Source organism: Gilliamella sp. Bif1-4 (genome assembly GCF_001690535.1).
Lineage (GTDB): Bacteria > Pseudomonadota > Gammaproteobacteria > Enterobacterales > Orbaceae > Gilliamella > Gilliamella bombi.
In genome coordinates this window covers 85,802-98,980 of the sequence record NZ_LZHC01000061.1, presented here as the reverse complement: position 1 = coordinate 98,980, position 13,179 = coordinate 85,802, and the positions used below count along the sequence as shown (strand labels likewise).

At 32.9% G+C, this 13,179-nt stretch carries 13 protein-coding genes; 1 reads left to right on the top strand and 12 read right to left on the bottom strand.

What is annotated here, in order from left to right; genetic code table 11:
* Positions 1–338 precede the first annotated feature (338 nt).
* The 5 genes from purF to accD form a co-directional block, all read right to left on the bottom strand.
* Entirely contained in the window at positions 339–1,853 is a 1,515-nt protein-coding gene (gene purF / locus A9G25_RS09075) for an amidophosphoribosyltransferase (RefSeq protein WP_065626656.1), read from the bottom strand.
* 19 nt (positions 1,854–1,872) lie between these two features.
* The gene (locus A9G25_RS09070; RefSeq protein WP_065626709.1) at positions 1,873–2,358 is read right to left on the bottom strand and encodes a CvpA family protein; all 486 of its coding nucleotides are present in this window, start codon (positions 2,356–2,358) and stop codon (positions 1,873–1,875) included.
* Between the two features lie 67 nt (positions 2,359–2,425).
* Complete coding sequence (locus tag A9G25_RS09065) at positions 2,426–3,001, bottom strand: SPOR domain-containing protein (protein ID WP_065626655.1); 576 nt, start codon at positions 2,999–3,001, stop codon at positions 2,426–2,428.
* Between the two features lie 12 nt (positions 3,002–3,013).
* Positions 3,014–4,285 carry a bifunctional tetrahydrofolate synthase/dihydrofolate synthase gene (gene folC, locus A9G25_RS09060; protein WP_065626654.1) on the bottom strand — a complete coding sequence of 424 codons (1,272 nt, stop codon included), beginning with the start codon at positions 4,283–4,285 and terminating at the stop codon, positions 3,014–3,016.
* A gap of 6 nt (positions 4,286–4,291) precedes the next feature.
* A complete protein-coding gene (gene accD, locus A9G25_RS09055) occupies positions 4,292–5,182 on the bottom strand; it encodes an acetyl-CoA carboxylase, carboxyltransferase subunit beta (RefSeq protein WP_065626653.1) in 891 nt (296 codons plus the stop codon).
* Between the two features lie 308 nt (positions 5,183–5,490).
* On the opposite strand from accD, the gene tmaR reads away from it, so the two are divergent.
* Complete coding sequence (gene tmaR, locus A9G25_RS09050; RefSeq protein ID WP_034910282.1) at positions 5,491–5,811, top strand: PTS system regulator TmaR; 321 nt, start codon at positions 5,491–5,493, stop codon at positions 5,809–5,811.
* A 59-nt stretch (positions 5,812–5,870) separates the two neighbouring features.
* On the opposite strand, the gene yciH is transcribed toward tmaR, so the two are convergent.
* From yciH to tmk, 7 genes are all read right to left on the bottom strand, one after another.
* On the bottom strand, positions 5,871–6,191 hold the full coding sequence (gene yciH / locus A9G25_RS09045; RefSeq protein ID WP_065626652.1) for a stress response translation initiation inhibitor YciH: 321 nt from the start codon (positions 6,189–6,191) through the stop codon (positions 5,871–5,873).
* A 10-nt stretch (positions 6,192–6,201) separates the two neighbouring features.
* Positions 6,202–6,906, bottom strand: coding sequence for an orotidine-5'-phosphate decarboxylase (pyrF, locus tag A9G25_RS09040; RefSeq protein WP_065626651.1), 705 nt, complete (start codon positions 6,904–6,906; stop codon positions 6,202–6,204).
* A gap of 29 nt (positions 6,907–6,935) precedes the next feature.
* Positions 6,936–8,111, bottom strand: coding sequence for a GDSL-type esterase/lipase family protein (locus A9G25_RS09035; RefSeq protein WP_065626650.1), 1,176 nt, complete (start codon positions 8,109–8,111; stop codon positions 6,936–6,938).
* Positions 8,104–9,348 (bottom strand): SGNH/GDSL hydrolase family protein, encoded by a 1,245-nt coding sequence (locus A9G25_RS09030; protein ID WP_176701107.1) that lies wholly within the window; start codon positions 9,346–9,348, stop codon positions 8,104–8,106. The genes A9G25_RS09035 and A9G25_RS09030 overlap by 8 nt, the downstream gene beginning before the upstream one ends.
* A gap of 70 nt (positions 9,349–9,418) precedes the next feature.
* On the bottom strand, positions 9,419–10,819 hold the full coding sequence (locus tag A9G25_RS09025) for an MBOAT family O-acyltransferase (RefSeq protein WP_065626648.1): 1,401 nt from the start codon (positions 10,817–10,819) through the stop codon (positions 9,419–9,421).
* 77 nt (positions 10,820–10,896) lie between these two features.
* Positions 10,897–11,880: a DNA polymerase III subunit delta' gene (gene holB, locus A9G25_RS09020; protein WP_065626647.1), complete on the bottom strand. Its 984-nt coding sequence runs from the start codon at positions 11,878–11,880 to the stop codon at positions 10,897–10,899.
* Positions 11,881–11,899: 19 nt separating this feature from the next.
* Complete coding sequence (tmk, locus tag A9G25_RS09015) at positions 11,900–12,532, bottom strand: dTMP kinase (RefSeq protein WP_065626646.1); 633 nt, start codon at positions 12,530–12,532, stop codon at positions 11,900–11,902.
* Positions 12,533–13,179: the final 647 nt, after the last annotated feature.

Here is a 13,179-nt window from a genome sequence, read left to right as displayed (position 1 = left end):
TTTACAACTGATTTTTAATTTTTGCAATTCTATTACAAATATGTCATTTATCAAAATAATTTATTACTTTTTTGTTATGTTTTTTATTATGTTTTTTGTTGAATTTTTATTTATCATTATTATTCAATTTGTTAAGTAAAGATTTATTAAGTTTTGTAAAGTTTTGTAAATTTAATGGTAAATGTAGCTCTTGTTGAGTAGTGGGGAATTGCTATTTCTTTTGAAATTAAAGAATTTATTGTAGCTAAATAGCTAAATAAATTACAAAATTATTCTCTAAATAAATAAAAAGACCTAATTTATAATTTTATGTCTTTATATTATATTTTCACAATTTATTAACCTTCATTATAAATCTCTAGGTTTTCTGACTCTTTAATGTCTGAAGATTTTTTAGTTTCATTTCTTTTTTGTTCTAATGATGACAAATAGCTATCATCAATTCCTTCGGTAACATATTTTCCATCAAAAACAGAACACTCTAAATGATGAATGTTGGAGTTTTGTTCTGTAATTGAATTAATTAAATCAGATAAATCTTGAAATATAACCTTATCTGCACCAATATTTTTTGCTATTTCATCAACTGTTCGGTTATAAGCAATAAGTTCACGAGCAACTGGCATATCTATCCCATAAACATTTGGATTCCTGATTTCTGGCGCAGCAGACGCTAAATAGACTTTTTTAGCTCCAACAGAACGCACCATTTCGAGAATTTCTTTTGAGGTTGTTCCTCGTACAATCGAATCATCAACTAATAAGACATTTTTACCTTCAAATTCAATACGGTTAGCGTTAAGTTTTCTTCTTACAGACAATTTACGTGCGCTTTGCCCTGGCATAATAAAGGTGCGTCCAACATAGCGATTTTTAACAAACCCTTGCCGGTAAGGTTTATTTAAAATACGTGCGATTTCAAGAGCGGCATCACAAGATGTTTCGGGAATAGGGATGACAACATCAATATCAACATCTTTCCACTCTCTTGCTATTTTAGCCCCCAATTTTTTCCCCATTTGAATACGTGATTGATAAACTGAGACACCATTCATTAAAGAATCAGGTCTTGCAAAATAAACATATTCAAAAATACATGGATAATATTGAGGGTTATCCGAACATTGCTGTGAATACAATTGTCCTTCTTGAGTAATATAAATTGCCTCTCCTGGTTCGACATCACGCATAAACTCAAAATCGAGAATATCTAATGCTACACTTTCAGAGGCAACCATGTATTCAATTTTCTGATTCTCAAGTACCCGTTTACCAATGACTAATGGCCGTATTCCATAAGGATCACGAAAAGCAACAAGTCCATGACCAATAATCATTGCAACACAAGCATATGCGCCTTTAATTATGTTATGAACATTATGTATTGCTGTAAAAATATTGTCGGCAGTTAGTGGATAGGTGGGAAACTTGTCAAGTTCATTAGCAAGAATATTGAGTAGCACCTCTGAGTCGGAATTGGTATTAATATGACGCCTTGCAAGTTCGAATACTTTATTACGCAACTGATCAGTATTGGTTAAATTTCCATTATGAGCAAGCGCAATACCATAAGGTGAATTGACATAAAAAGGTTGCGCTTCGGATGGGCTTGAGCTACCTGCGGTAGGATAACGAATATGTCCTATGCCCAAATTACCTTGCAATCGTTGCATATGATGCTCTTGAAACACATCTTTGACTAAACCATTCGCTTTGCGTAAACGAAATCGATTTTGATTATCGATAGTCACAATACCTGCAGCATCTTGTCCTCGATGCTGCAAAACAGTCAATGCATCATAAATAGATTGATTAACAGAACTATTCCCAACAATACCAACAACACCACACATACTATGGTTACCTCCAAATTTATTGTACTAAAAACGAAGAAGACTGTTGTATAAAATCGAAAAACCAGCGAATAATAAAACTAAAATGCGGAATTAGCTGCGATTGAATCCAGTAAGGTGATTGTGATATCGGCGTAAAAGTATCAACTAAAAAGAGAATAGCGGCAACAACTAAAACTCCTCGTAATACACCAAAACAGATACCTAATAAACGATCAGTACCAGATAATCCTGTTTTTTTTAATAATTGTCCAATAGCATAAGACACAATCGAACAAACCAATAAGGTAGCAATAAATAAAATAACAATTGCTACAGCAATACGTATAACATCACTATCAAAATAAGTTAAATAATCAGTAATATAAATATAAAATTGGCTGGAAATAAAAAAAGCTAATATCCAGCTAACTAATGATAACGCTTCTCGTACAAAACCTCGAACAACGCTAATTAATGCAGAAAAAGCAATTACACTAATAATCGTAAAATCAGCCCAGTTCATCATAATAACTCACAACTTTTTATTAAAAATAATTATTCTTTACAACTTAAAACAAGTAACACAACGGTCAATTAGTAATAATAATACCTTCTAATTTTGTTAGGTTATTTAAATTAATAATGACTTGTTCAGCTTGTTCTTTTTTAGCATAAGGGCCAACCTGTAACTTAATTAACTGATTAGGTTCTGGGTTATCAGGTATTGTTCTAACGCTATAATTATTTAATCGTAATAATGCAATTAACTCTTCTATTTTTTGTTTATTTTTTAATGCCGTAAGTTGGATCATATAAGTTTTAGATTCTTGCTGTGACATTGAAGGTTTAATTATATTTGTTGAATCGTCAGTATCATCAACAATATCAGATGAAGCTGATGAATTTAGATCTTGATCTGATCCAGATAGATAAGGAACCTCTGATATATTATGGGTAAAATTGTCATCAACATCATCAGATGGTACTACTACTTGATTTTGCTGCGTAACCACTTCAGGTTGCAAAATTGGGGTTGTTGTCGTTCGTAAGTTGGATTTATCCGTTATAATCCATGGGACTGTTGCTGCAATAATAAGCAATAATGTAGCAAAACCTACAAGGCAATTTCTTACTCTATTGGGATTATTTTCTTGATTGTCTGGCATGACTAATTCCACCTAATGCTCAATTTCAGTTAACACATCCGATACGGTGTGAAATGAGCCACATACCACGATGATATCATCTTCTTTAGCATCTTGCATTGCCTTTTGATAGGCCTTAGATACAGTATCAAATGTTGATACATTAAACTCACCTTCATTAAATAAGTGCTGTTTTAATACTTCAGCACTACAACCACGTTCCCCATAAAGTGAAGCACAATACCATCTATCACCTTTTAAGATGGATAAGGTACTTTTAATATCTTTATCCTTAAGCATACCAACAACAAATCTAACTTTGCCTACTTGCAAATATTCTGCTTTTAGTTTTTCTAATTGCTGTGCTAAATAAGTTGCTGCATGTGGGTTATGTGCTACATCAAGGATAACCAGTGGTGATGTTTGAATAATTTGAAAACGTCCAATTAAGTTCGATTTTGCCAATCCTTTAGTTATTTCATCTTGTGTTATTTTAAGTGATGAATAAGTTATAGCTGCAATTGCAGTTGCTGCATTAGCTAAAGGAACATTAGCAATAGGTAAATTTTTATACTGTTTAAATTTTGACTCAAAAGTCCATGAATCTTTATTAAGTTGTTGATAATACCAATCACTATTCACTCTATAGATAGAGCAATTCACAGCTTTTGCCACATTTAAGATAGATTCTGGCACATCTGGCTCACCAACAATAGCTATACTTTTAGGTTTAAAAATACCTGCTTTTTCACGTCCGATACTTTCACGGGTATCACCTAAATAATCAACATGATCAATACCAATAGTTGTAATAATTGCCACGTCAGCATCAACAATATTGGTTGCATCAAGCCTTCCACCAAGACCTACTTCTAATATAACAACATCTAATTTTGCTTGTTTGAATTGATAAAATGCAGCAAGCGTTGCATATTCAAAATAGGTAAGCGATATATCACCTCTGGCTTGTTCTATTTCTACAAAGGCTTTTACGGTTTGTTGTTCACTTGATTCTTGATTATTAATACGTACCCGTTCAGTAAAACGTAATAAATGGGGAGAGCTATAAACACCAACTTTTAAATTCGCTTCAAGTAATATCATTTCAAGCGTTCGACAAGTTGTTCCTTTGCCATTAGTGCCAGCAACGGTAAAAATATAAGGCGCTGGTTGTAATAAATCTAGGCGCTGAGCTACAGCTTTTACTCGTTCTAAACCTAAATCAATGGTTATAGGATGTAGTTGTTCTAAATAATAAAGCCATGTCTTTAGAGTTGACATGGCATTCAGTTGGTTAATTGTCATACTCAATTAAACTGTCTCGTTAAGAGTAACTTCATTAAACGGATCAGGTAGTTTCATTAATTTTGTTATTAAACTGGCAATTTTAGAACGCATATCTTTGCGATGAATGATCATATCAATTGCCCCTTTTTCAAGTAAAAATTCACTACGTTGAAACCCTTCTGGTAATGTTTCACGAACAGTTTGTTGAATCACTCGTGGGCCTGCAAAACCAATTAATGCTTTAGGTTCAGCAATATTAATATCACCCAACATTGCCAGACTTGCCGATACACCTCCCATGGTAGGATCGGTCATTACTGAAATATATGGTAAACCTTCATCTTGCATTTTAGCAAGAATAGCGCTCGTTTTTGCCATTTGCATTAATGAAAATAGCGCCTCTTGCATTCGAGCACCACCACTTGTTGAAAAGCAAATTAAAGGACAATTATCCTCAATGGCTTGCTCTGCGGCGCGCGTGAATAATGCACCAACAACAGAAGACATTGAACCACCAATGAACGCAAATTCAAAACAAGCAACAACTACTGGTACACCAAGCAATGTTCCCTTCATGACAACCATTGCTTCTTTTTCGTGAGTTTCTTTTTGAGCTGCTGTTAATCGATCTTTATATTTTTTCGTATCTTTAAATTTTAAGATATCTTTAGGCATAAGATCTGCACCAATTTCGATATCTGAACCTTCGTCTAAAAAACGGTATAAACGCACTCGGGCAGGGATATGCATATGGTGGTCACATTTTGGACAGACCTCTAAATTAAGATCAAGTTCAGCTTGATAAATGACTTGCTCACAGTTAGTGCATTTTGTCCAAACGCCACCAGGAATATTCGCCTTTTTATGATCTGACGATATATTATTTTTACTAAGAATTTTTTCAATCCAGCTCATTATGATTCTCTCATTCTGGCACTTTTTACAAATTTGAAGATATTGTACAATACTTTGCACTAATTCTTAATAGCTGTTTTTATTTTTATGTTATTTCACAACTAACTTTATAGAATAAAACAATATTTTGATGAAGATTTAGAAATAACATTTGCTTAAAATCGAATTTAAAATAGCTAACACTCAACAGATAACTAATCTACTGAAATATCATTTTGTTTAAAAATATAATTAATATGATCTTAAAAAATTATTGGTATATAATTGGTAGAAGTTTATTTTCCATTTTTTGAGATAAGGGGTTATAGATGGACAAGGAAAAATCAACCGCACCATCGTTTCAAGATGTATTAGAATACATTCGTTTATCGCGCCGTTTGAATAAATTAAAACGTGAAATATCAGATAACGAGAAGAAAATTCGTGACAACCAAAAAAGAGTACTGCTACTTGAAAACTTGAGCGAATATATTAAACCAGATATGACTTATGAAGAGCTTCAAGCAATTATTGCGAACATGAAAAGCGATTACGATGATCGTGTTGATGATTACATTATTAAAAATGCTGAAATTTCAAAAGAACGTCGAGAGATCAGTAAAAAAATGCGTAGTTATCGTTCTAATTAAAACTATTGTGCTGTAATTAGCGTCCATTTTTATTGTGGGCGCTAATTTTATAAACTAAATCAGCCACCTGCTAGCTTTACTTTAAATCCTTTATCTTCTAGCAATGACTTTAATAAATCACGTTTATCACCTTGTATTTCAATAACACCATCTTTAACTGCTCCCCCACAACCACAACGTTTTTTTAATTCTGCTGCTAACTGTAATAATTGAGTATGATCGATATCAAATCCAGTAATAACACAAACACCTTTACCTTTACGGCCTGATGTTTGTCGTTGAATTCGAATAATACCATCCCCCTTAGGGTGTGAGATAAGTGTTTGGGTCGGTTTAATTCGACCTTTATCGGTCGAGTAAACAAGTGGATTATCAGACATAATAATATTATTAACTCTTACTTGTATCTAGTGTTGCTAAAATTGTTTGTAAAGCTTTAGCAGGATCTTCTGCTTGGGTAATTGGGCGTCCAATGACTAAATAATCAGAACCTGCAGCTTGAGCTCGCTGAGGCGTCATAATACGCCTTTGGTCATCAGAATTAGTACCCACTGGTCTAATACCTGGTGTCACCAATTTAAAATCACTGCCCAAACGGGGTTTAAAACTTTGTACTTCTTTTGCTGAACATACTACACCATCAAGCCCGCAGTTTTTAGCAAGTATTGCTAATCTGGTTGCTTGCTCTAAAGGTGATACGTTAATACCAATTTCTTGTAGATCAGCTAACTCCATGCTAGTTAATACTGTTACCGCAATCAAAATAGGGGCATCTTTACCATATGAATAAAGTGTATCTTTAGCAGCTGTCATCATGCGTGAACCACCGCTAGCATGAACATTGGTCATCCACACACCAAGGTCAGCAGTTGCAGCAATTGCTTTTGCGACAGTATTTGGAATATCATGGAATTTAAGATCTAAAAAAACATCAAAACCTTTTTTCATAATTTGCTTGATAAAGTCAGGTCCTGCATGTGTAAAAAGCTCTTTACCAATTTTAATGCGACAATCTTTGGGATCTACACGATCAATAAAATTCCATGCCGATTTAACATCTGGAAAATCAACTGCAACAATAATTGGTGATGCCATAACTCATTTATTCCTTCTAATCAAAATTCTTAGCTATTCTTTCTAACAAATTCATTCAAATCAGCATAAAAAATACGAGCGCTTTCTTTATAACCTCGTAAAGTTTGATGCACTAAATCTGGGCGTGCTAACCCCCGTTTTCGCCACTGCTTAATAGAATACTTTCCCCCCATTGCCACTTGCCAATCCCAAAATAATGTTTTTTCAGATTTAGCAACTTGTTTTTGAATATCCATTATCTTTGCAAAAGACTTAGGCATATTTGTTTCATTTGCCATAGTATCAGGCGGTGTCATTATCAAGATCGTAGCATTGGGTAATGTTTTACGAATCAGTCTAATATTATTCACTAAATTTTTTCGATATTGATTAGCATCTAGTGCTCCATCAAAACTTTCATTTGTCCCGTATTCTAAAATAATTAAATCACTTTGCGATATAGACAATTCTTTAAACCAATCTTTCCCCCACTTTTGCCAAATTGTCTGTTTAGCTCCATTAGTGGCAATAGATGAAACAATAACACCTGGTTGTTGATAACGAGTCAACCAAATTCCACCAAGCTCTATATCTTTTTGACCTTTTATAACCAATGGCATTTTAGAAACAACCGAAGCTGTTTGCCAACTATTTGATTTTGGAGTATTGCTTAAATTAATTTTATGATTATTAGCATCATAAAGCGCTAATGAATTTGTGTTATTTTTAAGTGTTTTAAAGGTTAACTTAACTTGCCAATCTTTATTATTAGATCCTCTCGGCGTAATTCGGATAGTGGCAAAATCTTTATTTGGTTTAGCAATAAAACCACCCATAGGAAAATCCAAGTTACTTAAAGTTCGGCTACTTAACACATTCCAATTTTTAGAACTCCACGTAACAGCTGCATGGCTTTGTCCTTTTATAGCTACAGGCGTTATCCAGCCAATACCAGCATTACCATACTTTTGTTGCATTAATGTTCTTAACTCACCGGTAAAAAAATCAGCGGCTGAATGCGAATCACCAAATTGAGTAATATTGATCACTTGATCCGTTTTTTTATTATCCTCTAACGATTTTAAACGCATTGCAAATTGTTTAGCATTAGGATCACCAAAATCAACAATAGTAGATACCGTGGTGGTTTTACTTTCAGCTACACTACAACCAACGGTAATTGTTACTGCAATTACGGTTATAATATACTTTAAAGATTTAATCATTAAAGGTATCCTCTAATTCTTTATAAATTATTTGTTCCATAATTGCTTTTGCCAAAATTTTTTGACCAGTTGGTGTAAAATGAACCCCATCATCAACTCTTACTTTAATTTTGGCTTTATCGGTTTCTATGAAATTATTGAACTTTTCGTATGTGCAACCCAATAATTCGTTTGTTGTTAAGAAATGTTGTTGAGTTTTTTCTAGTTCAGATTTATATAAATTATTTAGATAAAGCATTCCATTGTTTAATTTGGGTTTACGCATACAAGGCGCAGCAAGCCAAAGTACTTGAACATCATTTTCTATAGCACTATTTAAAATAGATGCAATACGCAAACGGTAGTGCTCTTCCCATAATTCAGATTTAAATTTAGCGTATTTGGCATAACCTTTAACAGGAAAATCCCAAGGATCATTAGCTCCAAGAAAAACGACCAATAATTTTATTGAAGGATCAGCAATTAGATTATCATTAATTGTTTTTGGCCAATCGAAGGCACTTGGATAAGCAAGTCCTGTACTCTGTTTGCTCAAATCAATACTTTCTATTTTATACTGCTTAAACAACATTTTTTTTACATATGGTGCAACGCCTTGCATTAAAGAATCGCCGGCAAAAAATACCTTATCATTACTTGTTAGAACAATCGGTAGCGGTTCTTGGATTAATTCAATATCCTTATGTACTTCATCATTCTTATCTTGTAGTATAGATTCTATTTCTGGCTTATTTTGATTAGTAGTATCAGAGTGTATTTTTAAATTATAATCTGGACCTATATCTTCATTTTTTAGATTTTTGTTTGTAATTATTTCTTCGATTTTTTTATTTTGTTTTATCTCTTCAAGTTCATCCGTTGCTAACTTGGATATTTTATTTTCAGTAACTGGTAACGCAACATCAATCGGTTGAATAAGTGAAGTTGATGTTTGTGTGGTTGTATATTCTTGATCATTTTGTTCATCAATGTATTTTTTTTCAAGATCTTGTGGTGAAATTTCTTGAGAAGCAATCGTATTACCATCAAATAAATCAGTATGGTATGCTTGCTGGCAATAAATCAATATAGATTTATAATAAATCGCAATTAATGCAATAGCGGTAACAGACAATATAACTAATATATAACGAGCTGATAAAGAGCTGCCAGTAAAAACAAGAGGTGCGTTTGTTTTTTTGTGAAGATTTTTTTTAATTACACTTTTATTCAGCGATTTATGACGTTGCCGTTTCAAACTAGATTTTGGTTTTTTATTATTTTTTGAGAACGATTTTTTATATATCATCATAATTAAATTAATATAATTAAAAATTAGCGTAAATAAAGTTTGGCATACCTGATGGTGCAATATAAATAACCAACCACAGAATTAAAATAAAAATCAATGGTAAAGATGAATGCGGTATTTTGGTTAACTGTATAATAAACCAATCAGTAAAAGTTTTACACATCGGGTAAGTAAAGTAAATGAAACAAATCACTAAAAATGCCCCTGCATGATGTGGTTCTATCAAAAAGTTATGCATTAATGCCGTCATATAATCTACTGCATCAGGTAAACTGTCACTATTAAAAAATAACCATGTGAAACAGACATAATGCCATGTTAATACCCGTGCAACCCATGGCGAACGTGTAGCTATCCAACCTTGTCCAAAATAACGATCGCCAATGTTAAGTGCCACAATACCAATGCCGTGACATGCCCCCCAAATAATAAAATTAATGCCAGCACCATGCCATAATCCAGATAGTAACATTGCCAACATGACATTGATTTGAGTCCGAATAAATCCTAGACGACTGCCTCCTAAAGGAATATAAATATAGTCGCGGATCCAACGAGATAAACTAATATGCCAGCGTGCCCAAAACTCTCTCAAATTTAATGCTAAATAAGGGAGATTAAAGTTAATTGGTAAGCGAAATCCTAGCAATAGGGCTATACCTGTAACTAAATCAGTATACCCTGAAAAATTTAAATAAATTTGCATTGCATAAGCATAAAGACCTACTAGCAAATCAATTACACTAAATTCTAACGGGTTAGCAAATATTGGTTTAACCCAATATTCATTGATTAAACCACCTAAGCAGTAAACCTTGATTACTGACAAGATAAGCAGCGTAAATGCACGAAATGGCTCTAAAATTTTACGAGGCTGACCGATGCTAATTTGAGGTAAAAATTCTTTAGCTCGGTTAATAGGGCCTGCAATAATACTTGGGAAAAAAGACAAAAATAAGGCAAAATCCCAAAAATTAGCGACGGGCAACTCTTTCTTTTTTACCGAGACTAAATAACTTACCGAATGGAAAGTATAAAATGAGATGCCTATTGGAATTAATACGGTTATTACAGGTAGTAAAACTGGTAAATTTAATAAATTAAGCAGATCCTGCAACTCATAACGAAAAAAATCAAAATATTTAAACAACGCCAGATTAATTATTGATAAGGATAATCCTAAAATTAACCATCGTTTTGAATGGCGTTCAGATGTGGCAATCAGCACTGAGAACAAATAGATTGCACAAGTATAAATAAAAAGGATAAGTGAAAATTGCCAGCTATAACTGCCAACAATAAGATAACTTGCTACTAAGAGTAGAATATTTTGTATTTTGGGTGATAAACGACATCCCCAATACAAAGCAAAGAAAGCGATAAAGAGTAAACCAAACTCTATAGATAAATAACTCACTGCAATCCTTATTACTTAACAGTATACTTTTCTGAAAATTTTTGACGAAACCCTTTAATAAAATACTTTACTTTTTGCTAGCTAATCAACTCGGATTGGGCAAGTACATTATAAACAATCAGTTCTTTATTCAATCCAGTAACAGTTAACAACTGATTTCTTGCCTGCAACCATAAATTATAGAGCTCAGAAATTTTTTCATTGCTTTTAGTAGCGAGCAGTCGAACTAATGGGACTTGATCACGATTAACAATAAAACGTCCCACTTTTTGCTTCGCTTTAAGCGCATCACTTAATAAAGCACAAAACCAAATAACTCTTTCAATAAATTCTTCATGATCAAAGGTTTTAGCCAGTTGCCAATAATTGTTTTGTGGCACAACTTCTAATAAATAATCACAAAATGCTTTTCGTTGTTGCCACTTTTCAGGTACTAATAGTGCAACTGCTTTTAGAGGTGCATTTTCGCTCAATAATAACGCTGAGGCAAGCTCATTATCACTGTATTGCTGATTGCGTTGACTTTTTAACCATTCAATGGATTGTTCCAATTTAGGAATAGGTAAAAAATAAGAAAAACAGCGACTATGAATTGTTGGAAGCAATTTGCTGTTATGTTCATCACTTAAAATAAAATATGTGTTTTCTGGTGGTTCTTCTAACGTTTTTAACAATGCATTGGCGGCAGCTTCGGTCATTAAAGCTGCGTTTTTTATCCAAATGACTTTATTTCCTCCTTGCTGGGATTTTTCGTAAACTTTGTTTGATATTTTACGGATTTGATCAATACCTATTGACTGTTTAGATTGTTCATTGGTTATTACATAATAATCAGGGTGATGGTGAGACAAAAATAATTGACAACTATGACAGTTTAAGCACGGCTCTAATTGTTGTGAAAATTGGCATAATAAACGGCTTGCAAGTTTTGAAACAAACTCATCTTCACCACTACCTTGGACATAATTAATTAATAAAGCATGATGAGCACGTTTGTTCATAATTCCAGAAGCTAATTGCTGATAAGGCAACGAAAGCCAAGGGTAGTCATTTAAGATCATTCAATATCAACCTGTTTAATTAACCATATATAGCTAACCATGTAGCTAAAATTTGTTCAATTTGCCCATTCACATTGTCGATTGATTTTCCTGCATCAACTGTAATAATGGTTTTATCTTGTTTAGCAAGTTCTAAATAACTTTGACGAGTTCGTTCAAAAAACGGCAATGACTGTTGCTCGATACGATCGAGTTTACCTCGAGATCTTGCTCGCATTAATCCTATTTCAGGATCAATATCCAAATATAAAGTAAGATCAGGTTTAAAATCACCTAACACTTGTTCTTTCAATGTCATCATAAAAACTTTATCTAACTGGCGCCCACCACCTTGATAAGCTTGCGTTGATAAGTCATGACGATCACCAATAACCCATTTACCTGCATGAAGTGCTGGTTTAATTACATTATCAATCAGCTGAATACGTGCGGCATATAACATCAATAATTCGGCTTTATCAGTCAAAGGCTCATTATCTAAACCATTTTTAATAATATTGCGTAATGCTTCAGCAATCGCTGTTCCACCTGGTTCTCGAGTAAACTGCAAATCGCCAATATTGTGTTGATTCAAAATACGAGCAACGATATTAACAGCTGTGGTCTTACCTGCCCCTTCAAGTCCTTCGACGACAATAAATTTGCCTATCATACTAAATTCCTAATCTATTTATAATAAGCCTGTGTTTAATATTGCGCTATTGTACGCTATTTTTACTGATTATTTTAGTTTGAAGTATTAATACTTTTTTCAATTTTACAATTAATACCTTTATTATTAAATTTTAAATATTTTTTTGATGTTAATGAAGCAATAAGATGAACAGCAAAAATCATTCAGGTATAGTATTTAATTTAATTTATTTAAGTTTTTTATTTGCGTTTTCCTGAATTAAAACATGAAATGCAATTTTAAACTCGGTGGAGTAAAGAAAGTAGATAGGTAATTTATACTAGCTAGTGAAATACACGGGGATAAATAAGATATATATTTAATTGTAGGAATTACTTGCGTTTTTTGTGGCTATTTGAGAAAAGTCTCATTGGATATAAAACGCTAAAACAGGCAACAAATTTTAACCTAAGTTATGAGCTAATTGTAAGGTATTTACACAACTATTCACTTTTTAGGTTATATTTTTGTAAAAAATATTCAGGATTTTATACTGTTTTATGATTAATTGAAAATTCGCAGTATCTCATTTGTTAAAATTTATAATAATCATCGTATCAATCAAAAATATACTAAACCAACTTATCTTCAAATGAATTGGAAGGCAAAAAACGTATTTATCCTTT